This window comes from Mesorhizobium sp. B2-3-15 (genome assembly GCF_006442875.1).
GTDB classification, from domain to species: Bacteria; Pseudomonadota; Alphaproteobacteria; order Rhizobiales; family Rhizobiaceae; genus Mesorhizobium; species Mesorhizobium australicum.
In genome coordinates this window covers 201046-225729 of the sequence record NZ_VFVO01000004.1, presented here as the reverse complement: position 1 = coordinate 225729, position 24684 = coordinate 201046, and the positions used below count along the sequence as shown (strand labels likewise).

Sequence of the window (24684 nt, the reverse complement as noted above, 5' to 3'; positions counted from 1 at the left end):
AATTTAAGTACTTTCTACTAGGGTCGGCCGAGGGTTAGTCCCGGGAAAGGTATTTGGGTCAATTGGCCAGCACCGCATCCAGTCTCAGCCGGTTGAGACACTCGTTTTTTTCTTCGGCAAACGTGCCGGCGGCGATCGCTTTTGTGGTGCTTGTAATCTGCGCTGTTTTGGCGGACCGGGAAAACAGGATCGTTTCAGACCAATTGGCGCGCGCCGACGTCTTGGCCAAAGTGAACATCATAAGGACCAAGCTGGAAGGCAACATCAACGGCAATCTCCAGCTTACGCGCGGCCTCGTTTCGGCAATCGTGACCGAGCCCTATATGGGGCAACAGAGGTTTGCGGCGCTGGCAAGCAACCTGCTTGAGCAGGAATCTCAACTGCGCAACATCGCTGGCGCGCCGGACCTCATTATCTCGCTCATGTATCCAATGGTTGGCAACGAAAAGGCCATCGGCCTGGATTACCGCAAGAACGATGCCCAACGCACCGCCGCCCTCAGGGCGCGCGACCTGCGGGCGCCCGTGCTGGCCGGTCCGGTCGACCTGGCGCAGGGCGGCCATGGCTTCATTGGCCGCTTTCCGGTCTTCGTGAAGACGGCGGGCGGTGGTGAGCGCTTCTGGGGCATCGTCTCGGCCGTCGTTGATGTCGAGCGCCTCTATAAAGCAAGCGGCCTTTTGGACGCCGATCTCGATATCGAGATCGCCCTGACCGGCAAGGACGGTCTTGGCGGGACTGGTGATCGCTTTTTCGGTGGCGAGAGTATAACGCGCGCCAAGCCAGTGACCGAGACGGTGCACCTGCCCTCCGGTTCCTGGCAGATCGCCGCAATCCCAAAAGGTGGCTGGGCCTCATCGGCGAAGAATGCCTGGATCTTGCGGGCCATCATGCTATTGGCCGGTGCGCTTGTCGTGCTGCCCATTCTCGTTGCGGGGCGGCTGTTCGGCGAAAGGCAGAAAAACTTCGCCGAGCTCAGGCGATTGTCCGGTCGCCTGGAACTCGCGCTGGATGCGTCGGGGATCGGTGTCTGGGAGCACAACATCGCCACCAACGAGCTGGTGTGGGACGACCGAGTCAACGAAATCTACGGCAAGCCGGCTGACCGGAAGCCGCGCGGCTATGATGACTGGGCGTCAGTGATTCATCCGCAGGACATCGAACGGGCGCAGCAGGATTTCGATGCCGCGGCGGCGGTGAAGGGCCCCTATTCCTCGCAATACCGGATTGTCCATCCGAATGGCGAGATCCGGCATGTGCGCACGCGCGCGACCTATTTCCAGGAGCGCAACGAGACGCCCAGGATGATCGGCGCCGAATGGGACGTGACAAGCGACGTCGAGCTCAATGAAAACCTTGTGCGAGAAAGGCATCTGTCGGAACTCAGGAACGCCGAGCTTGAAGTGGCCAAGGGGCGCATCGAACATGTGGCGCTCCACGATTCGCTCACCGGGCTGCCGAACCGCCGCTATCTCGACGACATGCTGGCGACGAGCACGCGTCGGGGAGAACGAACTGCGCTCCTGCATCTGGATCTCGACCGATTCAAGCAGATCAACGACACGCTCGGACACGCGGCCGGTGACGCCATGTTGATGCATGCCTCGAAGGTCATCACGGCTAATGCGGGACCAGCCGACTTCGTGGCACGCATTGGCGGCGACGAGTTCGTGGTGATTTGCGCCGGGCGCGACGACGCCGAGCTCGCCGCGCTGGCCGACCGCATCATCGATGAGATGCGGCAACCCGTCGATTTTCGTGGCCACCAATGCCGGTTCGGCGTCAGCATCGGTATTGCGGCGAACACGGGCGAGGGGTTCGACGCACGGCAGCTCCTGGTCAATGCCGATCTCGCCCTCTACCGGGCGAAGAGCCGGGGCCGAAACCGCTACGAGTTCTTCAACGACGAGCTGCAAAGTGAAATCGTGCAGACCAAGCGGACCGCCGACGAGATCCTGGGTGGCCTCGAGCGCAACGAATTCATCGTTTTCTACCAGCCGCAGTTTGACGCCGACACGTTGGACATTGTCGGCGTGGAAGCCTTAGCACGCTGGCAGCACCCGACGCGCGGGATCCTGGGTCCCGACGTCTTTCTGAGGGTAGCGGAGGAACTGAACGTCGTCGCGCTGATCGACCGAACGGTCCTCAAAAGGGCGTTGGCCGACTTTGAGCGCTGGCAGCTTCAACACCTCGACATTCCACACGTTTCGGTCAACGTTTCGGCACGCCGGCTTGAGGACAAGGACCTGATCGATGGCCTACGCAAGCTCAACATCCGCGAAGGTACGGTCTCCTTCGAACTTGTCGAGTCCATCTTCCTCGATGAGAATGACGACCTCGTGGCCTGGAACATCGAGCACATTAAGGACCTCGGTATCGACATTGAGATCGACGATTTCGGCACCGGCTACGCCTCGATCGTCAGTCTGCTCAAGCTTCAGCCGCGGCGACTGAAGATCGATCGCCAGCTGATCACACCCATCACCAGCTCGCTGCCGCAACGCCGTTTGGTGTCATCCATCATCGAGATCGGGAAATCGCTCGGAATCGAAGTGGTGGCCGAGGGCGTCGAGACGATGGAGCATGCGCGCATCTTGAAAGAGCTCGGCTGCGACCTGCTGCAGGGCTACGCGCTCGGCCGACCGATGGACGCCAAGGCTTTAGAATGCTTCGCGCAATCTCGCAGATGGCCGGCCACGGGATAGACGTCTGGCTCTCACTGAGTTAACGGGCGTTGGCATTTTTTCGTGACTACAGGGTAGGTGAGGGGATCAGAACGCGCGCCGCTGTTCGATAAAATGGGCCGCCGACCAGCAAAGGATTGCCCAAGCTGATCCCTCGCACCATCCTGCAAGTACATCCGTGGGGTAGTGGACGCCGAGATAGATCCGGCTCAATCCGACCATGATGGTCAGGAACACCGCCAGGCCAACGAAATACCCTTTCACCCGGCGATCAGGACTTGCCCTGGCCAGCAAAGCTCCAAGCGTAAGGAAAGTGACAGCGGACAACATCGCGTGGCCGCTCGGAAAGCTGGCGGTAAATACTCTGGTGGTGTGGAAAATGTCGGGCCTCTGGCGATCAAACGCGACCTTGAGAACTGTGCTCAGGGCCTCACCACCAGCCACGGCGGCGGCGACCAGCCAGACGTATCTGCGCTTTTGCGTTATCAGCAGGTAACCTATGGCCGCCAGCGAGACAAAACCCAGGAACGCAACGCTGCCGAGGGCCGTGACGTCGCGGCCCATTTCTTCCAGCCACGGCGGGCCAATCAGATTCGTTGGATCATCGGCGCTCCGAAACGCCATAAGAACGGCGCGGTCGAATGTGCTCGTGTCACCCTCGATAACCTCCTCGGCCAGGAGGCTGAATCCGAGGACAAGGCCGCCAGCCACAAGCAATGAGGCGATCAGCCAAATAGCGTCGCTGCGAAAGCCTCGCAGAAAGTCGTTTGACGAAGAGGGCGGGTTGATTTCCATCCGTTCAAGCTAGCGAACCGATAAGTCTCGTCAATCCTTGTACCCCGCTCGCTGCCGAGGCGCCATCAAGTCAAGTCCGAACAGGTTGGGCCGCTGCTGGGTCACGCTTCGTCCAGCGCCCATCCATCTTGACCCAGACCGAACGAATACTTCGCCGAAGTGGAGAACTGTCCCGCCTGCGGCTGCCAAGCACGACATTCAAGGCGTATCCGTGGACGTTCGACGCGGATTACGTTGAACGAGTTGGCTGCGTCGCGACGGCGCGTTGAGACGGCGGTCCCTGCCTGTATGAGCAACGCTGCATATCGCGCTTTCGCATAACGAACGGTACTGAGATTGGCTTGTTGGAGGTGATGATGGCCCGACAAGATTATGTCGACGCGGCTTTTCGAGAACGCCTCCATGGCCATTTTGGCTCGTCCGACGACTCCGGTTCCGTGGCCGATTGTTCGCCCTTCGAACGGGTGATGGGTGACGACTACCCTGGTGGTCTCGTCAGCCAGGCCTCCAAACCGGGCAGTCATGGCAGCAAGCTGGCCGGCATTGATCCTGCCGTCCTTGATTGTAAAGGACCGTGCAGTGTTGATACCGACCACTGCGAGTTCGTCATCAATATAAAAAGGATCCGTATCTGCCTCGATATAGTGCTTGTATCGAGCAAGAGGCGTGAGCGTTCGCGCGAAGACGTTGAAGAGCGGTACGTCGTGATTGCCAGGCACCACAATTTGTGGGGTGGGAAGCGCATTGAGGAATTCTCGTGCTTGACGGAATTCCGCCCGGCGAGCTCGTTGGGTCAGATCACCGGATATAACTACCAAATCTGGTTCGCATGCCCAGACCTCGGCGCCAATCGCATCTACTATGCGGGTGTCCGTGGTGCCAAAATGTAGGTCGGACAGGTGCACAAGTGTTTGCAAACACAATCTCCCACCTGGGGTTACTTCGTATCCGGGTCGCGGAATGAGAGGACCTTTAGTGCCGCTGCTCGAGTTTGAAAGTGAAGCGGCATCTTCATCCTTGTTGCCTCGCCGTCCACCGAAACGAGGGTCTCTCTTCTGTTCGAGGTGATCTCGATTCGGGACGGCCGAAGCAGTTCCAAGTCGCGATGCGTATCGATCAGGCCGAGAGCGATCTTGAACGGGAGCAATGCCAGTCCCAGCCACGTTCGCTGCGTGACGACATAAACGCACAGTTCTCGCGAAGACAGGCTTTTGCGGCGCCCAAAATCGCCGGCATCGTAGAAATTGTTGCCGACGAAAACGCACGGTGTCAGCACCTGGTCCGCACCGCTGTCGGCGCTGATACGCACAAGCTGCCAAGATACCGCCCTGAACGTCCTGACAAGAGCGGGACCGATTGCCGCTAGTTTCCCCGCTCCACGTCGCTTCTGTTCTGCAGAGCGTTCCGCGACAAAGAATGGATAGAGGCCGATCGACGAGTTGTTCAGGAAAACGCGACCGTTCACCTCCGCGACGTCGACGAGCACCGGGCGTCTCGCCGCGATTACATCCATCGCCGCTTCAAGTTCCAGTGGCACGCCGAGGTCCTTTGCAAAGTGATTGAGGGTGCCAAGCGGGAGAACACCCAAGGCCACCTCAGTCTCGGCGAGGACGGCCGCGGCAGAGCTGAGTGTGCCATCCCCGCCGCCGGCGACCAGAATGTTTTCACCTGACCTCGTCTGTTGGCTTACGAATTGCGAGGCGGCTTCGCTGATCTGGCCGCCCGCGACCAGTCTTACCTCTGCTTCGATTCCGCGCTTCAGCAAGCCGACATGTACGGTCGTGGCAATGTCGTCGAGTGCGGCGACCGCTCCAGCTCCATCGTTGATAAGCACTAGAACTGCCACCTCTGGCATCTCCAAAACGCCGCTCCAGTGGTCCGCCTACCACCAGCATGATTGACCCGGCTCCTTCCTTGAGGCATGGAGCCGGGGGTCGGCAGGCAGTTAGTCGTTGTCGCCGCCGTCCTGCTGAATGACCACGGGACGGTTTTGGTTATGACGGTGGACGGAATTCGTCACGGTGACGGTGTCGCGGCGGTCGTGGCGGTGGCGCCATTCATGATCACCGCTGTCATAGAACGCAATTTGGCGGAGAGGTCGGTAATGAAGACGAACTCCCTCATCATTGTATCTGATGCCGTTATGGTGATGCCGGTGATGGGCGGAGATCACCACGTCAGCCTCGGCGGCCGAAGAGATGGTTGGAGCCGCAAGGCAAAGCGCCAAGGTTCCCAGGATCAAATTTTTCGTGTCCATATCCCTGCCTGCTGAAACCTCATCCCTTCCAGCAAGGAATGATGAACGCTCGCCTTTGTTCCGAAGCGGCGGAACCAGTCAGTTCCGGTCCAAGGGTGGCCAGAGGGCAGGTCTCCACGCCCGGACATCGTCGAGACGATTTCCTTCAGTGCTGCATAGGGCGATCGCGAAGGGCTAGCTTCAAGAGCGGTGCCGCTTGCGGGTTAACGGGAGGCGCACGGGTTGCGTACTGCCAGTCTCGCCATCCTTGTGCGACAACAGCCTCTCGGAACTGAGATGGGCGGACATGGCCGCCTGATGTGCGCTCCGACTGCACTGGGCCAAGTCACTTCTGGTTGGGGATTTGCCCGCCACGTGAATTGCTTGGTGCGGCTTTGCTCGTCACCTCTTTTGCACCAACGACTTCCATGCGGGGTCGCTACGCCACAAGCGAACGTCCGGTGAGGCCTCTAGGGCTCTTAGCCATCGGTGTCGTCGTCTCCTTGGTTCCATTCGAGGTGAAGATATGGCGCTGTGTCAACTGTGGTGGGCTCACGGATGTGGTGGACCCACCGAGCCTCGCGCGATGATCGCGGTCCGCAGGACCAGCCTTTCCGGCGGTTGGATATCGCCTTTCAGGCGGCGAATGAGCAGTTCCGCGACGCTATGGCCAAGTGCATAGACCGGCTGGTCAACGACGGTGATCGGCGGAGTTGTGACACCGGTCCAGTCCGCATCGTGAAAGGTGATCAGCGAAATGTCGTCGGGGATCTTCATGCCGCGTTGGCGGATAGTCCGCAGGATTTCCAGCGCAATGACACTGTCTGAGGCAAGGATCGCGGTGGGCCGGTCCGGCTGGGAGAGCAGTTCGCCAGTGATCCTGAGTGTCGCTTCGGAGCTCGTCGCGCCGAGCCGGACGTGGCGCTCAGGTCGATCGACGCCGGCCCCTCTGCACGTAGTGAGGAAGCCATCAATGCGCTCGCGGACCGACGACGTGTAGATTTGCCGAAGGTCAATATATTCGTTGCCCTTGGCATCGACCGCAGTGACATAGGCGATATTGCGATGACCGGCGTCTATGAGCACTCGCGTCGCCTGCATGGCGGCGTTGCGGTCGTCAACCGTGACCGTGTCGACATCCAGGTCGGGCAGGGCTCGGTCAAGCAGGGCAAGCGGCCGACCGGAACGATGGATGTCGCGCAGATGGGTGATGTCGCGTGACTCCGAGGGTGTCACGATCAGCCCGTCGACGCGCTTGCCGATCAATAGCCGTACAGCCGCCTTTTCCGCTTCGATCTTCTCGCCGGAGTTCGCCAAAATGACGTTGAAACCGGCGCCTTTGGCCGCATCGCTGATGCCTCGCACGGCCAGACTGAAGAACGGATTTTCGATGTCGCCGACGACCACCCCGATGATGCCCGATCTTCCGGTCGTCATGCTGCGGGCGAGTTCGTTCGGCCGATAATCCAGGGCCTTGGCGGCCGCCGTGACGCTCTCACGGACCGTGTCGCTGACCACCCCATACCCGCCCAGCACGCGCGCGGCCGTCGCTTTTGAGACATTTGCCGCTCGCGCTACATCGGCGACCGTTTTGGGTCTGGCTCTAAATGGGACTTTCGTCATCGTACGAACGACTACAAGAAATGTTGACGGGAGGTCAATCGGGCGATAGCTTTACGATTGAGACCGGTCTCATAACATGGAAACCGGTCTCTTTTGCGGTACGTCCGCAGGGACCTCGCAGCCGCGGATGACGTGTCGGCCGAGAGGCGGCCCAAGTCAATACCAAGAACAACTGACCTTCAGAGTGGAGAGAAGACGTGAGCAGGTTTGGAATTATGAAATGGCTAATAGCGCCGGTCCGGGCTGGCGGAGTGGCTCTTGCAATTGCGTGCGTCGCTGCCGCTTTCGTTTCGCAGGCCAGTGCGGCGCAAGACAATCCCTACGGGCTTATCGACGCCAAGGTCATCAGCGTCGGCACAATGGGTGATGCGAAGCCTTACGCCTTTACCCAGGCCGATGGCACTTTCACAGGTTTCGACATTGAACTGTTCCGGAATGTCGCGAGCCGGCTAGGTTTCAAGTCCGATCAGGTGATCTTCACCGGTCAGGAATTCTCGGCCCTGATGCCGTCGGTCGCCAATGGGCGCTTCGACGTCGCGGTGGCCGCAATCGGCACCACGGAAGCGCGTAAGAAGACGGTCGATTTTTCGGACGGCTATCTCGCCGGGTACCTGTCGGTGCTGACTGCGGACAAGACGATCACATCGGCTGACGGGCTCAAGGGCAAGCGTCTTGGCGTCGTGCAGGGCACGCTGCAGGAAATCTACGCAGCAAAAAATTTTGCTGGAACTGATCTGGTCAAATTTCCGGACAACAACTCGGCCGTCTCAGCGCTCAACAACGGCACCGTCGACGCTCATTTTCTCGATTATGAGGCGGCCAAGGACTATGGCAAGCGCTACCCGGAGCTGAAGATTGCGGTCAATGTTCCGTCGTTCGATGCGCCTGCGGGCTTCGTCATTCGCAAGGGCAACGACAAGCTGCGTACTGCACTGAACACTGTCCTGCATGCAGCCATGCAGGACGGCACCTGGAAGACTCTCTATGAAAAGTGGTTCCCCGGTTCGCCGATGCCCGATCAATATCTCCCCAAGATGTGAACACCCCAGCCGGCGGCCAAGGGCCGGCGGCTGGAAACCTCGCTGGCCGCACTTCGATGAGCTCGCACCCGCGCAATGAGAAGGGGACCGAATGAACTGGCTTGAAAATCTGCGTCGCAGTTTTCTCGACTGGCAAGCCATGGCCGACGTGCTGCCCAGCATGATCACCATCGGACTGAAAAACACATTGGTGCTTGCGGCCGCTTCGACGGTGCTCGGCGTCGCAATAGGCATGGTCCTGGCGATCATGGGCATTTCCCAATCGCGTTGGCTGCGCATTCCCGCCCGGATCTATACGGATGTCTTCCGCGGGCTTCCGGCGATAGTCACAATCCTGCTGATCGGCCAGGGCTTCGCCCGCATAGGCCGTGAAATCTTCGGGCCTTCGCCTTATCCGCTTGGAATTCTTGCACTCAGCCTGATCGCCGGCGCCTATATCGGCGAGATCTTCCGGTCGGGCATACAGAGCGTCGAACGCGGCCAGATGGAAGCCTGCAGGGCGCTCAGCATGAGCTACGGCCAAGGCATGCGCCTGATCGTGGTCCCGCAAGGCATCCGCCGCGTCCTGCCGGCCCTGGTCAACCACTTCATAGGCAATGTCAAAGATTCGAGCCTGGTTTATTTCCTCGGCCTGCTCACATCGGAGCGCGAAATTTTCCGTGTCGGCCAGGATCAGGCGGTAGTGACCGGAAATCTGTCGCCTTTGCTGCTGGCGGGCGTTTTTTATCTCGTCATCACCGTGCCCTTGACCCATGTGGTCAATCACATCGACAACCGGCTAAGAACTGGAAAGCAAAAAGCTGGCGTGGTCACAAGCGGCCTGGCCGAGGTGAGCGAACTGGAAAGCGCCACCTGCAGCCCATCGTCGGAGGTAGGTTCCGACTCTCATTCGGCGCATCCTCGGTTCAAGGGCGGCAGTCTCGCCGTCAGCAAGCTGGATATGGCCTATGGCGAGCTCGACGTCCTCAGGAGCGTTAGCCTGATGGTCAAGGCGGGTACGGTCACCTGCATCATCGGACCCTCGGGTTCGGGCAAGTCGACCCTGTTGCGTTGCCTCAATCGTCTGGTCGAACCCAAGGGCGGCGACGTGTTGCTCGACGGAGCGAGCATTTTGGCGATGAAACCCGAGAAGCTGCGGCGGCGCGTCGGCATGGTGTTTCAGCAGTTCAATCTCTTTCCGGATCATACCGCCCTTGAAAACGTCATGCTGTCTTTGACCAAGGTCAAGGGCATCCCGGTGCAGGAAGCCTCGCGGATCGCCGAGGCGCGTCTTGCCGATGTCGGCCTTGCCGCACGCAAACACCATCGCCCTGGCAGTCTTTCGGGTGGTCAGCAGCAGCGTGTGGCAATCGCCCGCGCCCTTGCGATGGATCCGGAGGTTATTCTGTTTGACGAAGTGACCAGCGCCCTCGATCCAGAGCTGGTCAAAGGCGTCCTCGATCTGATGGCGGACCTCGGCCAGCGCGGCATGACGATGGTCGTAGTCACTCATGAAATGGGCTTTGCCCGCAAAGTTGCGGACCAGGTCGTTTTCATGGACGAAGGCCGCGTCATTGAGTCCGGCACACCCGCAGCGATTTTCGACACCCCCAAGAGCACGCGTCTAAAGCGCTTCCTGGCCGAAGTGCTTTGATCCGAAGCCGAAGAGACCAGGACGACCCGATTCCGCTCACACGATTCATTATCTACAGCGAAAGAACATTCCATGGCTACACACGCGGTCTCAAAAGTTGTTGTTGTCGGGGGCGGCATTTTTGGTGTCTCGTCCGCCGTTCATCTGTCGCGGCTCGGCGTCGAAACTATCCTCATCAACGACGGACCGCTGGCCAGTGGGGCGTCCGGACGCTCGCTTTCCTGGCTCAACTCCGCACGCAAGCGCTCGGCTGAATATCATCAGCTGCGCATGATCGGCATCGACCGGTACAGAACCTTGTCGGCAAAGTACCCGGATGCTGCCTGGCTGCGCTTCGACGGTGGTTTGACCTGGGATGCGGACGACGCCTCGAACGAGATCATGGAAGCTTTGGCACATGAAAAGAGCCTTGGATATGACGCACGCCATTTGCTCGCAGGCGACATTCCTTCGGCTACACCGGGCATCGCGGCAAGCGCGGTCACGCGCCAGGGTGCGATCTTCAATCCGGGCGAAGGCTGGGTCGATCTTCCGTCGTTGATCAAATTGCTGGTTGGGGAATTCGTGGAGCGGGGCGGTCAGCTCGTTACCGACGCGGGGCGCGCAACCGTGACGCTCGCCGCCGGGCGCGCCAATGGCGTCGCGACGGAGATGGGCGCCACTTTTGCTGCCGATGCGGTTCTGTTGGCAACGGGGAGTGACGTGCCGCGCTCGGTGGCGCAAACCGGGCAGCATATCGCGGACGCAACGCCGATCGCTTTACTGGTCAGGACCAAGCCTGTCGCCCTTCCACTTCGGGCGGTGCTCAACACGCCGCGGGTCGCTGTTCGCCCGACGCCGGACGGAGCTCTCGTTCTTGATTCCGCATGGTCCGAAGAAGAGGTACTCGTAAATTCCGACGGCACGTATGGCGTCAAGGCTTCGACCCTCCAGGGGCTTCTCGACGAAGCCTCGAAGGTGCTCGAGGGCAATCCGAAGCTGGAGTTGGAGAGCTACGGGGTCGGTCCCAAGCCGATCCCGGGCGATGGGGAGCCGGTATTTGGTCGGCTGAAGGACTCTGAGGGATATTACGTTGCCTTCAGTCACAGCGGCGCGACGCTCGGGCTGATCGCGGGCGAACTGCTTGCAGGCGAGATTGCCACGGGAAACGAACATCCCTTGTTGGCCAAATTCCGCCCAACCCGGTTCGGGTGAGGAAGCGTCGAATATGCTATCGACTGTCAACTCTTGGGCTGACGGCGCACAAATGTTACTTCGCAACGATCTGCGAAAGCATAATCAGACCTGATGAGGCTAATGCCCGAGCCTGCAGCTCCATCATGGTAAGACCCGGATGCCCGCCGGGGGCTCTAAGGTCGTAACCCGGGAACAAGCTAGACCCTCCTGCGTTGGACAGCCAATGGAACAGCTTGGATCAGATTTGGCGGCGCTGGCGCAACCTGGCTACTGGGTGGCTATGGTGTTTTTGTTCGTCCCTTACGCAATCGGCGTGTTGTTGCTGATCAGGTCGTGCCACTGCCTTTGACTTGATCCGCCAGCGTCGCGCTGCAGAGCGCCACGGCAATAGGCAACTGCGCGACTGACCGAGTTTGCGAACGGCCACGTAGTGTGACGAGCAGTCCAGGGTCGTCGTGAAGAGCTATCCGTGCCGGGCCCCAGTTACAGCCTGTTGAGTCCCTGCCGTGGTGGTCGAGCTACCTGCGTCTATCGGCACTATGCCGCCTGTGCAGGCTCATTGAGGTCGAACTCGACAACCTGTCCTCGGTCGATCGCAGCTCTGGCGATAAGCGTTGCCAATTCACGATCAGAAACGAGGTTTTCGCGGAAAACTGTCCGTATCGCCACCACGGCCGCCGATACTGACAGCGGCCAAGGTTTGCCTCTCCTGCAGTCAATATAGTGCTGAACAAGGTAGTCCAGATCGCGGCGCTTTTGGCTCATCTCGGCCTCCATCCTTGGTGAATGTACAGGAATGAGGCTCGCCCGCACTTAGATTTGTTAAAGGCCGCCAATTTGTTTTGGTCAAGGACAATTCAGCCCAGGTGCTGGCCAAGAAAAAGGCCGATCGTCTGACGGAAGCCTCACGTCCCGGCTGCTTCCGTTGTCCCCTTCGGTAGGTGGTTGTCGGGGAACGGCCGCCCTGGTCTCTCAAGTGGTCATCAAACGCGACGGCACTCACGGCAAGTTTCGGACCGCGTCGCTGGAACACAGCGTGGCTCTCTTGGTTTGGTCGCCAACGATTGCCAGTGACGCGTGAGAGAACCTCAATGCCCTTTGCGATGGCCGCAACTGTTTGGAGCGCCTCATCCAGCACCGGCACCTGTCCATGAGCGATGGTCTCGCATCACTGGCAAAAGCTATCGGCCGCGGTAGTGCGATCCTATTCGTCGGGGCGGGTGTCTCGATCAGCGTTGGGCTTCCGTCTTGGGAGAAACTGATCGAGCAGATGGCAAAAGAACTTGGGATCGACGACGAGTTTTCGATGCGACGCGAACGTTTTCAAACTCTAGCCGAGTACTATCGGATACGGCATGGCAGCATCGGACCGCTGCGCAGTTGGATGGACAGAAACTGGTCGGTCGCCAAGGACCGGATCGAAAAATCGGAGTTGCATCGCCTCATCGTGATGCTCAATTTTCCCATCATCTATACCACGAATTACGACCGGAATCTGGAACTAGCGTTCGAAATATACGGTCGGCGATACGTCAAGGTGGCCAATGCACGCGATGTAGCGCAAGCCCGCCAGGGGGTTACCCACATCGTCAAGTTCCATGGCGACTTCGATGAGGATTCTTCTCTTGTCCTGACCGAAACGGATTATCTCGACCGGCTTTCCTTCAATTCCCCACTCGATGTGCGGTTTCGTTCCGATGCACTTGGCAGCACGATCCTCTTCATAGGCTATAGCCTCTCCGACCCGAACATCCGGTTGCTGTTGCATCGCCTGTGGCAAACCTGGCATCGATCCGGGTATGAAAAAGATCGCCCTCCTTCTTTCATCTTCATGACCAGCCGAAACCCTGTGGAGGAGGCGGTGCTTGGGCGTTGGGGTATTTCAGTGGTCGTCGGCGAACTCGATGATCCGCAAGCTGCTCTGGTGAATTTCCTCAGTCAATTGGCCGAAGCGGTTGGGCATGAGCCGGAGTTTGGACTGGCGAATTCTGGTGGAACAATGCCGACCGGGCGCACGGATGGAACGTCGGGCTCGGAAGGAAGTTAGGCGGGCCTTCTCGAAGGAGCCGCTAGATGGCAGAGAATTCCGTCCGAAATTTCAACATCAATTTCGGTCCCCAGCATCCTGCGGCGCACGGCGTGCTACGGCTGGTTCTCGAGCTCGACGGCGAGGTCGTCGATCGTGTCGACCCTCATATCGGCCTGCTTCATCGCGGCACCGAGAAACTGATCGAAACCAAGACTTATCTCCAGGCGCTGCCATATTTCGATCGTCTGGATTACGTGGCACCGATGAGCCAGGAACATGCCTGGTGCCTTGCAATCGAGAAACTAATGGGTCTAGCCGTGCCGCGGCGTGGCCAGCTGATCAGGGTTCTGTTCAGCGAGATCTCGCGGATCCTTTCTCATCTGCTCAACGTCACCACCCAAGCCATGGACGTGGGAGCACTGACCCCGCCCTTGTGGGGGTTTGTCGAACGCGAGAAACTGATGGTCTTCTACGAGCGGGCCAGCGGCTCTCGTATGCATGCCGCGTATTTTCGTCCCGGCGGCGTGCATCAGGATCTGCCGCCAGACTTGATCACGGACATCGGCAATTGGATCGACCCGTTCCGCAAAACCGTGGACGACCTGGACAGGCTGCTAACGGACAACCGCATCTTCAAACTTCGTAACGTGGACATCGGTCAGATCTCGCAAAGTGACGCCTGGGCGTGGGGTTTTTCAGGGGTGATGGTGCGGGGATCAGGTGCCGCCTGGGACTTGCGAAAGTCCCAGCCATACGAGTGCTATGCCGAGATGGACTTCGATATACCCGTCGGCAGGAACGGCGATTGTTTCGACCGGTATCTGGTGCGTATGGAGGAGATGCGCCAGTCGGCCAAGATCATGCGGCAGTGTGTCGACCTGCTGGTAAGCGAGGGACCTGGGCCGGTTTCGAATACCGACGGCAAGGTCGTCCCGCCCAGACGTGCGGCCATGAAGCGTTCGATGGAGGCTTTGATTCATCATTTCAAGCTCTATACTGAGGGCTTTCGTGTGCCTGCCGGCGAGGTCTACGCGGCGGTGGAAGCGCCGAAGGGGGAGTTTGGCGTCTACCTCGTGGCCGACGGCACGAACAAGCCGTACCGATGCAAGCTGCGTCCTCCGAGCTTCGCTCATCTGCAGGCAATGGACCTGCTCTGCCGTGGCCATATGTTAGCCGACGTCACCGCCATACTAGGTTCATTGGACATTGTTTTGGGCGACGTGGATCGATAGCCCTGCGAAGCCGCCCAGCCCAGCCGATAGCTAGCCGCCGTTCTCTTTATTGGCTCTTCCGCCGGCCGGCAACAGTTCATCTCCATGCTCGGTCGTCGGCGTATGGAACTCGGATGCGGCCTGATCGTCGAGCAAGGCGAGCCGGACAGCTTCTTCGGGAATCCCCAGCATACGCGGATCAAGCTCGCGGTGTTCTTCATCCTGGGCGTTTCCGAGCCAGCTTTTGAAAGCACTGACACAAACTTTGCCCAAGCCGCAGCCGGCGAGTTGGTGTGTCCGAGACACTCACTTTCTTATACTTTCCCTGGACATTCGGGGGGTGGCACAGCATTCATTTGCTGTCGCATGTGAGGGTGAATTGGATATCTTTGGGGGCCTCGAGGTTTTGATAGACGTGCCCAATGCGGCAGAGGTGGAGCACGTGCGAGCTGCTAGCACAGCTAAGCAAATCGCAAACCGCCTGCTTGCAGCCAGCTAGGACCCGTTCGGAACCTTAGCCGAAGTCAAAGATCGAGTGTAACAGGGCCTTTCGCGCGGCTGCAGCAGGCCAGAACCAAGCCCGCTGAGATTTCTTCGGAGGTGAGTCCGCCGAGATCCTGCATGGTGACTTCGCCAGAGAGCTTGGCTATTCGGCACGTGCCGCAAATTCCCTGTTGGCAGCCGCTGGGAACATAGACGCCACAGTTGCGCGCCGCCTCCAGCAGGGTCTCCCCGGGAGCGCAACGATGGTCCAATCTCGAACGTGCGAAGTGGACCGAGGACGAGACAGCAGATGCTACGTCCGCAGTAACACCGCCCAGGCTGCGCCCGAAGCTCTCCTCATGATACCCCCGTGGATCAACACCCGCCTGGCCAAGACCGTCTCGCAACGCGTTCATATACTGTTCGGGGCCGCACGCGTAGACCGTGCGCTCGCCAAGATCGGGGACCAGGCGCCGGAGCATGGGGCCGTCTATGCGGCCCGTCGGTCCTGCCCATGAGGGGTCTGCCCGGGAACAGACGCATGTCACCCGTAGGTTACGAAACCGGGCAGCGAGTGCATCGAGTTCCAACCTGAAGATGAGATCTCGCGGCGAGCGCGCGCTGTAGATGAGGCGCAGGTCGAGATCGGACGCTCTGTCCGTCAAGGTGCGCAGCATCGACATAAGAGGCGTGATCCCGCTGCCTCCAGCAAGAAAGAGAGGCTTGTCGCTGTTCAAGCCGTCGAGTTTGAACGACCCCAGTGGGCCTTCGACGTTGACTTCGTCGCCCGCTCGCAGGTTCTCGTGGAGCCAATTGGAAACGAGCCCGCCTGGTGTCCGCTTGACCGTGATGTGCAAATCGAGCGGTCGAGTAGGTGGCGACGAAACGGAATAGGAACGGGTCACCGCAACGCCCCCGATTGTGAGGTGAAGGACAATGTATTGCCCCGCGTTGAAGCAGAACATGTGGTCTGATGCAGACGTGAAGACAAATGTCTTCACGTCGTGCGTCTCGTCGATGACCCTGCGGCAGAGGATCGCCTGTGACGAATCGTCGGCCCATTGCCGCTGCCGCATCGTTGCGAAGTCGGAAGCCGAAAAGGAAGTGTGTGCGTTCATGGTCGGGCTCTTCAGTGAGCCCCCAACATGGCAGCGGGACCGTTTCGGGAACAGTGGGTTGAACCCCTGTCTTTAATCGGGAATTTCGATTTAGCTCTCGAGCGACATCACCGCGAGCTGGAGCGCACGAAGCCCCTTTCGAATAATCGGTTCGTGTTTGCGCCGCGCGAGCATAGCCGTGTGGACAGGCTGATAAAGCGTCGGTGCGTCCTCGACCAGGAAGGAAGGGCACTCGGCCGTAAACCTGCGGGCATCGTCGTTGCGCATGTAACAACTCCCCCCAGTTCGCCGCAGCATCGCTTCTGCCAGGCTTTCGGATCCCATGGAGAGACGCGAGATTGCGAGGGAGGGGATAAGCTCGGAATGCGTTTTCTCGAGTACGACGGTGTAGCCCGGCCGAATGTAGCTGTCGGGATTGACCTGCGACATTGTCCTGGCGAAGGTCGACACCATCACATATTCCTCGACCATCAGATGCTCGTAAGCAATCTCGGGAAGATAGCGGGGTGCGTAGAGCACGGCTATATCCAGATTCCCCATGCTCAGATCTGTCACCATCTGGTTGGAATAGTCGGATTCCACATGGATCGAGGCTGTGGGAAGGGCCCGACAGAGCGCCTCCACCCACCCAGGCAGCACTGAGCGTGTCATGCCAACCTGCGCTGCCACGCGCAGGGTTCCTTCGAACCGGTTGAAGGCCCGCACGTCATGGCGCGCTTGCGACCAAGTCGACAGCATCGCCCGCGCGTAGGCTTCGAAACGTCGCCCCGCCGCTGTCGGTTCAGCACCGGCGCGACCACGATGGAAAAGCTCCGACCCTACAGCGCTTTCGAGACTCTTGATCCGGCTGCTGACGGTCGACTGCGTAATGTTCAGCCGGTCGGCAGTCCGGTTGAAGTTCCGCGATTCGATGATGTCGAGGAACGTCTCAATGTGGTCCAGCTGCACGCACTAACCCTCAATCGAAAAACCCGATCATTACCCAGAGATCATTGGCTTGATCCGGCATTTGTCAAGGCGGAAGCTAAAGAGACTAACGGCCAGCAGAACGCGGTCTGCAAAGAGGGAGCGAAGCTAAAGTGTTCATCGTTGACTGCGATTGCCACAACTACTGGTCCAGCGCCACGGTGCTCGAGCCCTACCTCTCGGGCGTCTGGAAGGACATGTTCATAGAGGGCGAAAAGACCGGCCCTAGAGGATCCTTCCCGCATGGCCATCGGCCCTGGTTCCATCCGCAAGATTTCTCGCGAAAGGACGTGCGGCCCGAGACCGAAGCCGACAACTACCGGATCATGAAAGAAAAGCATCTCGACAAATACAATGTCGGCGTGGCGATTCTCACCGGTGACGAGCCGATTGAAGCCTCGACGCTGGCCAACCCCTATTATGCCAGTGCGCTGGTCAGTGCTTACAATGACTATCAGGTCGCGGAGTGGTTGCCGAAGGACAACCGCTTCATGGGTTCGATTATCATCGCGCCTCAGGATCCGAAGCAGGCGGCGGCCGAGATCCGTCGGCTCGGCAGCCACCCGCGCATGGTCCAGGTTCTGGCCTCCCAAGGCTCTGTGCGGCCGTACGGCGATCCCTTCTACCACCCGATCTACGAAGCCTGCGCGGAAATGGGATTGCCCTTCGCCATCCACCTCGGCGGCCATGGGGGAATCAACTGGAACGCCATCGCGCCTGCCCCCACGACATTCTTCTGGGAGACACACGCCATCCTGCACATGTCGGCGATCAGCCATGTCGCCAGCATGATTGCGCATGGAGTCTTCGAAAAATGGCCGGAACTCTATTTCGTTGTGGTCGAATGCGGCGTGGCCTGGGTGCCGACGGTGCTGTGGCGCCTCGACGCCGATTACAAGGCGCTTCGCAAGGAGACGCCTTGGCTGAAGATGCTGCCGTCCGAGTACTGCCGCCGAAATATTCGGTTTTCCACACAGCCCCTGGAGCAGCCGGCGAATGTGCAGCATCTCTGGTCCATTCTGGAAGCAATGGACGGTGAAAACACGCTTATGTTTGCGTCAGACTATCCGCATTGGGACTACGACGACGCCAACACGCTGCACATTCCTCCCGCTTGGAGGACGAAGGTGATGGGTCAAAATGCACTCGACGTTTACAAGCGCATTTCCCCCATCCTGACCGCGAATGCTGCCTGACGGAGCAGAACATGGCCGAGAAAATCTTCATCTGTCGCGTCGACGAGATCGAAACGGGCACACCCGTAATCGCAAAGGTCCGCAGCCTTTCGGTGGGCGTGTTTCGCATCGGAGAGACTTTCCACGCGCTACTCAATATCTGTCCGCATCGCGGGGCGCCGCTGTGTGAGGGCCCGCAATGCGGAACCACTGCGCCGGTAGACGAAGCGCGCTTCGTCTATCACCGGGAAAACGAGATCGTACGCTGCGCCTGGCATGGCTGGGAGTTTGACATCAAAACGGGTTCGGCGCTGGTCGATTCCACCGTGCGTGCACGAACGTTCCCCGTCATGGTCGAGGACGGCAACATCTATGTGACTGCCTGATCGGGCAAGAGCGGAAGGCACAGGAAGGAACACAAAAGACGAAGACAGGGCACTTACGCATTGCGTGCTCGACGACGGTTGGAAAAAGAACGCGGAAAATCCGCAAATGGGAGAACGGCAATGTCGGAATCAGAGTACAAACTGCGCATCGCGAAAGGTCTTGTCGGGAGCGGCAAGGTTTCGCGGCGTGAGTTCATCCATCTAGGATTGGCGGCAGGTCTGGCCATCGCAGCCGCAGATCAGCTCTTTGTCACTGCGGCACGAGCAGAACCGCAAAAAGGAGGCTTCGCAAAGCTCGGCATGGCCCACGGGGCGACTACTGATTCCGTAGATCCGGCCGGCTATCCCGATACCTTCTCCCAAACTGCTTTTTCGGGTGCGATGTCCAACGGCCTCACGGAGGTCGACGCTAAGGGTGGCGTACAGCCGGATCTTGCAGAAAGCTTCGAAGCATCCAACGGCGCCAAGACCTGGGTCTTTAAGCTGCGCAAGGGCACGACCTTCCACAATGGCAAAAGCGTGACGGCAGACGATGTCGTGGCCTCCATGCGGTATCACATGGGTGCCGACACCAAATCGGCCGCGAAGTCTCTGCTTGCCTCCGTCAAGGACGTCAGGGCCGACGGCCCACAAACGGTTGTCTTCACGCTCGACAGCGGCAACGCCGATTTCCCCTACATCATGAGCGATTATCATCTCGTGATCATGCCGAGCGTTGACGGGAAAGCGGATTGGGCTTCGGGCGCACGCACGGGCGCATTCGTGCTCGAGAACTTCCAACCGGGCGTTTCGGCCAAGCTCAAGCGCAATCCAAACTACTTCAAGAACGGAAGGCCCTACCTGGACGAGGTGGAGTTCATCGCAATCACCGACTTGGCCGCACGCATGGCTGCGCTCTCGACCGGGGAGGTGGACTATATCGGCCGCGCCGATCTGAAGACACTCGGCATGTTGAAGCGAAATCCCAAAATCGACATCATCGAGATCACCGGCTACGGGCATTATACGCTGCCGATGAACGTCACCATGGCGCCTTTCGATAATCCGGATGTGCGCACGGCGTTGAAATGGGCGATCAACCGTCAAGAGATCGCCGACAAGATTTTCCTTGGGCATGCCACCGTTGCCAATGACAGTCCCATCGCGCCGGCGATCAAGTTCTACAAGAACCCGGAGCCGCAACACAGTTTCGATCCCGAGAAATCGCGCCATTATCTGAAGAAGGCGGGGATGGAGAAGCTGAAAATCGATCTTTCGGTCGCAGATGCCGCTTTCGCAGGTGCGGTAGACGCGGCCGCACTCATTCGCGAGACGGCCGCACAGTGCGGCATCGACGTCAACGTGGTGCGCGAGGCCGAAGACGCCTATTGGGACAACATCTGGCTGAAGAAGCCTTGGTGCGCATCCTACTGGAGTGGTCGCGCGACGGCCGACTGGATGTTCACGCAGGCCTTCGCAGCGGAATCCAGTTGGAACGAGTCGTTCTGGAAAAACCCGCGCTTCAATGAGTTGCTCGTAAAGGCACGAGCTGAAACCGACGAAGCCAAGCGTGCCGCCATGTACGCCGAAATGCAGCAGCTGACCCATGACGATGGTGGCAGCATAGTGCTGGTGTTCAACAACTTCGTCAGCGCCAAATCGAAGAAACTAGCCCATGGCGACGTGGCGCCGAATTGGGAGAATGACGGACTGAAGATGGCCGAGCGCTGGTGGATGGCACAGGCATAAGATGTTCGCCAAGCACGCCCTCCGCAATGGACGGCGGGCTTTTGGGAAAGCGCGCAGCATGCGTATGAATCCGGTTTTAAAAACGGTCCTGCAACGGTTGGGTCTCGGCCTGATTACGCTGTTCATCGTCTCGATTATTATCTTTTCGGCGATCACGATGCTGCCCGGCGACTTTGCGAAGGCGATGCTTGGTCAATCAGCTACACCCGAAACCGTAGCGGCTTTTCAGCACGAGGTGGGCCTCGATCGCCCGCCGGTCGAACGCTACTTCAGCTGGATGGGCAAGATGGCACGAGGGGATCTCGGGTCGTCCTTCGCCAGTCGAACCGGCTACCGACGCACGGTCGTGGAGATTATCGCACCGCGTTTATACAACACCATGTTTCTGGCCGTCATGACGGCGCTCATCGCGGTGCCGCTGGCATTGGGATTGGGTATTCTTGCGGCCCTCTACCGCAACAGCTGGTTCGATCGGCTTGTAAACACGGTGACACTCACGACAATTTCGTTCCCTGAGTTCTTCGTCGCCTACATGCTCGCTTTCCTGATCATCTCCCGCGATACGTTCGCGGGCACGCAGTTCGCGCAGTCGCTGCCCTTATGGCTTGCGGCTTCGATCAACTGGACCTTGAACGTCGTACCGAAGTTCCCGACCTTGGCGAATATAAACGATCAGACGCCGTTTTGGGAGCACGTCTGGCGCGCAGCCCTGCCGTCGATCACGCTTACACTCGTCATCGTCGCTCACATGATGCGCATGACGCGCGCGGCGATCATCAACATGCTTTCAAGCCCCTATATCGACATGGCTCGGTTGAAGGGAATGACGCCAATGGTGGTCGTGCTTCGGCACGCTTTGCCAAACGCCTGGGCTCCGATCGTGACCGTTGTCGCCTTCAATCTTGCCTATCTCATCGTCGGCGTCGTGGTTGTCGAGGTTGTATTCGTCTACCCTGGCGTCGGCCAACTGATGGTCGATGCCGTGAAATCAAGAGACGTACCCGTCGTGCAGGCCTGCGCCCTCGTCTTCGCCGCAACCTACATCTTGCTCAACCTGATCGCCGACATCATTTCGATCGCTACCAACCCGAGGCTGTTGCACCCGCGATGACAAGCGCGGAGCCCGTCATCCAGCCCCCCAGGGCGCCCAGGATAAGGCGCACACGCCGATCTCGCATGACGACATCGCTGAAGAAGGCCCCGCTCAGTGCCTGGTTCGGTATGGGGGTAACCCTCTGCTACGTTCTCGTCGCCCTTTTTGCGCCACTGATCGCACCGTACCGGGAAACGCAGGTCTTTAGCGAGGCGTTCGCGCCCTGGAGTCACGAGTTCATGTTCGGCACCGACCAACTCGGTCGCGACATGCTCACTCGACTGATCTACGGAGCCCGCAACACGATCGGCATCGCCTTCGCGACAACCGTCATATCCTTTGCAGCCGGTGTGACACTCGGGCTTCTGGCGGCAATGTACCGAGGGTGGCTAGATCAGATCTTGTCGCGCGCTGTGGATGTGTTGATGTCGATCCCCAGCCTGATTTTCGCGCTGATGCTCCTCTCCATATTCGGTTCGTCGATACCCAGCCTTATATTGATCATAGCGCTGCTCGATTCCACCCGCGTGTTCCGTTTGGCGCGAGCCGTCGGGCTCAACGTGGCGGTGATGGAGTATGTTGAGGTCGCGCGATTGCGCGGCGAAGGTGCAGCATGGCTCCTGCGCAAGGAAATCCTGCCCAACATTCTGCCGCCGCTCATCGCGGAATTTGGTCTGCGATTCTGCTTTGTGTTTCTGACGATTGCAGCCTTGTCGTTCCTGGGGGTGGGCATACAGCCGCCGTCGGCTGATTGGGGGTCGATGGTGCGGGAAAACGCCACGCTGATCACTTATGGTGATGTCACTCCGCTACTGCCGGCCGGCGCCATTGCGCTCCTCACAGTAGCGGTGAACTTTGTCGTGGACTGGTTTTTGCATTCGACGAGCGGACCGCGTGATGAAAACTAGCCGTGCCGCCCTGCGCGAAAAGGGAACAGATCTGCTCGAGGTCCGGGATCTTCACGTTGAAGGCTTCTCCGACGAGCGCTGGCACCCGATCGTGCGCGGCGTGGATCTCTCGCTTAAACGCGGAGAAGTGCTCGGGCTGATTGGCGAATCCGGCGCCGGAAAATCGACCATAGGCCTTGCCGCAATGGGGTATGCAAAGCCGGGCTGCCGTATTAGCCGAGGCGCGGTGCTTTTCGACGGTGCCGATCTTTTGTCAATGAGCGAAGCCCGTCGTCGGCGGCTTCGGGGCTCCCGCATTGCTTATGTTGCGCAAAGCGCCGCCGCCTGGTTCAACCCTGCTCACCGGCTCCTCGACCAGACGGTTGAAACGGCAGTTGCGCACGGGATCGCCAGCCGAGAGAAAGCTAATCGCGATGCCGTGGAGCTTTATCGGCGCCTCCAACTCCCACAGCCTGAGACCATTGGTTTTCGGTATCCGCATCAGGTATCAGGCGGCCAGCTACAGCGAGCCATGACGGCAATGGCCATGGCCTGCCGCCCCGACCTGATCGTGTTCGATGAACCGACAACTGCGCTGGATGTGACCACCCAAGTCGAGGTCCTTGCGTCGATCCGCAGGATTGTTGAGGAATTTAACACAGCAGCGATATATGTGACTCACGATCTGGCCGTGGTGGCGCAGATGGCGGACCGGATTATGGTCTTGCGGCACGGACAAACGGTTGAGGAAGCCGATACGCGGCAGATACTTACGGCTCCCACCCAGGAATACACTCGGACGCTTTGGGCAGTGCGCAAGCTTGCGAAGCCCGAGATTCGGACCGAGGACCATTTACTGACCATCGACAATGTTACCGCCGCTTATGCCGGAAGGGTCAAGGTGCTGGTGGATGTGTCGATCAAGGTTCCGCGCGGCCGAACGGTCGCAGTGGTCGGCGAATCAGGGTCGGGGAAATCGACCCTCGCCCGCGTCGTCACGGGTCTCTTGCCTGCCTTGTCTGGATCGATGTCCTTTGATGGCAAGCCGCTCACCCTCTCGTTGAAACGCCGCTCGAAAGACCTGCTGCGCCGTATCCAGATGATCTATCAGTCGCCGGATAGCGCGCTTAACCCCCGCCAGACGGTCGAGGAGATAATCGCACGCCCGCTTGAGTTCTATTTGGGCGTTAAGGGGCAGCAGCGCGACCGGCGGGTCGGCGAGCTCATGCACATGATCGAGATGGACGAAAGCTTCCTCGACCGGCTGCCCGGTGAATTGTCGGGTGGCCAGAAGCAGCGGATCTGCATCGCCCGCGCGCTCGCCGCGAACCCAGAACTTATTATTTGTGACGAGGTGACCTCGGCACTCGATCAGATTGTGCAGGAAGAGATCTTGAAGCTCCTGATGCGCTTGCAGCACGAACTCGGCATTAGCTACATCTTCATTACGCACGATATCGCAACGGTAAGAGCAATTGCCGACGAGGTCGTGGTTATGCACCAGGGGCAGGTGGTGGAGCAGGGTTGGAAAACCGAGGTACTCGCGCCACCCCACGCAGCCTACACCGAACTGCTTCTCTCCTCGGTGCCGCAGATGGATCCAGACTGGCTCACGGGCCTGCTTGCTCGACGGAAACCAATTTGCAGCTAATCCCGCCGCCACCGGCACCCCGATGTTTCGGCAAAGATGCTCGTAGGCCGCTGGCTCACGCCTGCGAACTTTTTTCTTGCCGCGCTGGATCGGCGCGGACAGCTCAGCTTCGCACACCTGTCGCGACGGCCCATGCCGTTTCCGTGTTCGGTTTTCGAAGCTCCGTCTCGTTGAACCCCACTCCTTGCAAAGCAGCGATGATCTCGTCAGGCTCACGTGGGGTGAAGATATCTGCTGGCATGTTCATCCGATCCATACGTGCCTTGGGAAGGAAGCCCAACACGATTCGCCCGCCAGGCGTGAGTACTCGTGCCAATTCCGAAGATCCGGCCTTGAGGCTTTCCCAGAAGTATACGGTGTGAACGCTGAGGGCTTTGTCGAATGTCGCATCCCGCAACGGCAGTTTTTCAACCGCCCCGACGTGAAACTCGGCTCGTCCGGCGCGCACCGCATCGGCAAATTTGCGAGCGGCTGGGCTCGTCACATCCTGAGAGCGGTCAACACCGCAGACGAATGATGCGCCAAGAACGAGTCGCGGCAGTGCTGCGCCGCCGCCGAATCCGACTTCCAGCACTCGGTCTTCAGGAACCAACTGCAATTGGTCGAGAGCGTAGCTGTTCAGGCGGGCGTTGCCCCGGTTCATACCGGCTCGGACGAGCCATCCGCCGAACCCAGCCGGCCAAGAAAGCTGTTTTGCTATGAACCTCGGCGCCATCACATTCCCAACCCCGTGCCGATGATAGGGCGCTTCACGGGTTGCCGGCAACCGATTA

At 59.3% G+C, this 24684-nt stretch carries 23 protein-coding genes; 12 read left to right on the top strand and 11 right to left on the bottom strand.

The features are described from left to right. Window positions 1–58: 58 nt before the first annotated feature. Complete coding sequence (locus tag FJ954_RS31950; protein ID WP_224720335.1) at window positions 59–229, bottom strand: hypothetical protein; 171 nt, start codon at window positions 227–229, stop codon at window positions 59–61. On the opposite strand from FJ954_RS31950, the gene FJ954_RS10580 reads away from it, so the two are divergent. After that, window positions 147–2702, top strand: a complete 2556-nt coding sequence (locus FJ954_RS10580) for an EAL domain-containing protein (protein WP_246681057.1) — start codon at window positions 147–149, stop codon at window positions 2700–2702. The genes FJ954_RS31950 and FJ954_RS10580 overlap by 83 nt on opposite strands. A gap of 66 nt (window positions 2703–2768) precedes the next feature. On the opposite strand, the gene FJ954_RS10575 is transcribed toward FJ954_RS10580, so the two are convergent. From FJ954_RS10575 to FJ954_RS10555, 5 genes are all read right to left on the bottom strand, one after another. Then, window positions 2769–3476 (bottom strand): phosphatase PAP2 family protein, encoded by a 708-nt coding sequence (locus FJ954_RS10575; RefSeq protein ID WP_140661289.1) that lies wholly within the window; start codon window positions 3474–3476, stop codon window positions 2769–2771. A 101-nt stretch (window positions 3477–3577) separates the two neighbouring features. Then, window positions 3578–4393, bottom strand: a complete 816-nt coding sequence (locus FJ954_RS10570; protein WP_140620513.1) for a metallophosphoesterase — start codon at window positions 4391–4393, stop codon at window positions 3578–3580. Between the two features lie 20 nt (window positions 4394–4413). Further along, window positions 4414–5322 (bottom strand): diacylglycerol kinase family protein, encoded by a 909-nt coding sequence (locus FJ954_RS10565; RefSeq protein WP_210241308.1) that lies wholly within the window; start codon window positions 5320–5322, stop codon window positions 4414–4416. A 99-nt stretch (window positions 5323–5421) separates the two neighbouring features. After that, window positions 5422–5733 carry a hypothetical protein gene (locus tag FJ954_RS10560; protein ID WP_140661288.1) on the bottom strand — a complete coding sequence of 104 codons (312 nt, stop codon included), beginning with the start codon at window positions 5731–5733 and terminating at the stop codon, window positions 5422–5424. A gap of 531 nt (window positions 5734–6264) precedes the next feature. Next, on the bottom strand, window positions 6265–7335 hold the full coding sequence (locus tag FJ954_RS10555; RefSeq protein ID WP_140620508.1) for a LacI family DNA-binding transcriptional regulator: 1071 nt from the start codon (window positions 7333–7335) through the stop codon (window positions 6265–6267). A 215-nt stretch (window positions 7336–7550) separates the two neighbouring features. On the opposite strand from FJ954_RS10555, the gene FJ954_RS10550 reads away from it, so the two are divergent. The 3 genes from FJ954_RS10550 (at window position 7551) to FJ954_RS10540 (ending at window position 11202) form a co-directional block, all read left to right on the top strand. Next, entirely contained in the window at window positions 7551–8375 is an 825-nt protein-coding gene (locus FJ954_RS10550; RefSeq protein ID WP_140661387.1) for an ABC transporter substrate-binding protein, read from the top strand. Window positions 8376–8466: 91 nt separating this feature from the next. Beyond that, a complete protein-coding gene (locus tag FJ954_RS32245) occupies window positions 8467–10008 on the top strand; it encodes an amino acid ABC transporter permease/ATP-binding protein (protein ID WP_140661287.1) in 1542 nt (513 codons plus the stop codon). 72 nt (window positions 10009–10080) lie between these two features. Beyond that, the gene (locus tag FJ954_RS10540; RefSeq protein WP_140620504.1) at window positions 10081–11202 is read left to right on the top strand and encodes an FAD-binding oxidoreductase; all 1122 of its coding nucleotides are present in this window, start codon (window positions 10081–10083) and stop codon (window positions 11200–11202) included. Window positions 11203–11721: 519 nt separating this feature from the next. Here the strand turns inward: FJ954_RS10540 and FJ954_RS10535 are convergent. Beyond that, the gene (locus FJ954_RS10535) at window positions 11722–11949 is read right to left on the bottom strand and encodes a hypothetical protein (RefSeq protein ID WP_140620502.1); all 228 of its coding nucleotides are present in this window, start codon (window positions 11947–11949) and stop codon (window positions 11722–11724) included. Window positions 11950–12334: 385 nt separating this feature from the next. Here FJ954_RS10535 and FJ954_RS10530 point away from each other — a divergent pair, with 385 nt between their 5' ends. Next, on the top strand, window positions 12335–13231 hold the full coding sequence (locus FJ954_RS10530) for an SIR2 family protein (protein WP_224643708.1): 897 nt from the start codon (window positions 12335–12337) through the stop codon (window positions 13229–13231). Window positions 13232–13257: 26 nt separating this feature from the next. Then, window positions 13258–14445, top strand: coding sequence for an NADH-quinone oxidoreductase subunit D (locus FJ954_RS10525; RefSeq protein ID WP_140620500.1), 1188 nt, complete (start codon window positions 13258–13260; stop codon window positions 14443–14445). Between the two features lie 30 nt (window positions 14446–14475). Here FJ954_RS10525 and FJ954_RS10520 read toward each other — a convergent pair whose 3' ends face one another. The 3 genes from FJ954_RS10520 to FJ954_RS10510 form a co-directional block, all read right to left on the bottom strand. Next, entirely contained in the window at window positions 14476–14697 is a 222-nt protein-coding gene (locus tag FJ954_RS10520; protein WP_140620498.1) for a hypothetical protein, read from the bottom strand. Window positions 14698–14948: 251 nt separating this feature from the next. Further along, window positions 14949–16025 carry a hybrid-cluster NAD(P)-dependent oxidoreductase gene (locus FJ954_RS10515; RefSeq protein ID WP_140661286.1) on the bottom strand — a complete coding sequence of 359 codons (1077 nt, stop codon included), beginning with the start codon at window positions 16023–16025 and terminating at the stop codon, window positions 14949–14951. A 90-nt stretch (window positions 16026–16115) separates the two neighbouring features. Next, window positions 16116–16973, bottom strand: a complete 858-nt coding sequence (locus FJ954_RS10510) for a LysR family transcriptional regulator (protein WP_140620494.1) — start codon at window positions 16971–16973, stop codon at window positions 16116–16118. A 131-nt stretch (window positions 16974–17104) separates the two neighbouring features. Between FJ954_RS10510 and FJ954_RS10505 the strand changes: the two genes are divergently transcribed. The 6 genes from FJ954_RS10505 (at window position 17105) to FJ954_RS10480 (ending at window position 23911) form a co-directional block, all read left to right on the top strand. Continuing rightward, window positions 17105–18187, top strand: a complete 1083-nt coding sequence (locus FJ954_RS10505; protein ID WP_140661285.1) for an amidohydrolase family protein — start codon at window positions 17105–17107, stop codon at window positions 18185–18187. A gap of 11 nt (window positions 18188–18198) precedes the next feature. Next, a complete protein-coding gene (locus FJ954_RS10500; protein WP_140620490.1) occupies window positions 18199–18552 on the top strand; it encodes a Rieske (2Fe-2S) protein in 354 nt (117 codons plus the stop codon). Between the two features lie 78 nt (window positions 18553–18630). After that, the gene (locus FJ954_RS10495; RefSeq protein ID WP_246673907.1) at window positions 18631–20280 is read left to right on the top strand and encodes an ABC transporter substrate-binding protein; all 1650 of its coding nucleotides are present in this window, start codon (window positions 18631–18633) and stop codon (window positions 20278–20280) included. Between the two features lie 64 nt (window positions 20281–20344). After that, a complete protein-coding gene (locus FJ954_RS10490) occupies window positions 20345–21391 on the top strand; it encodes an ABC transporter permease (protein ID WP_140661386.1) in 1047 nt (348 codons plus the stop codon). A gap of 65 nt (window positions 21392–21456) precedes the next feature. Then, window positions 21457–22281 carry an ABC transporter permease gene (locus FJ954_RS10485; RefSeq protein ID WP_181177795.1) on the top strand — a complete coding sequence of 275 codons (825 nt, stop codon included), beginning with the start codon at window positions 21457–21459 and terminating at the stop codon, window positions 22279–22281. Beyond that, window positions 22271–23911 carry an ABC transporter ATP-binding protein gene (locus FJ954_RS10480; protein WP_140620485.1) on the top strand — a complete coding sequence of 547 codons (1641 nt, stop codon included), beginning with the start codon at window positions 22271–22273 and terminating at the stop codon, window positions 23909–23911. The genes FJ954_RS10485 and FJ954_RS10480 overlap by 11 nt, the downstream gene beginning before the upstream one ends. Before the next feature lie 103 nt (window positions 23912–24014). Here FJ954_RS10480 and FJ954_RS10475 read toward each other — a convergent pair whose 3' ends face one another. After that, entirely contained in the window at window positions 24015–24554 is a 540-nt protein-coding gene (locus tag FJ954_RS10475; RefSeq protein ID WP_181177794.1) for a methyltransferase domain-containing protein, read from the bottom strand. Window positions 24555–24684 lie beyond the last annotated feature (130 nt).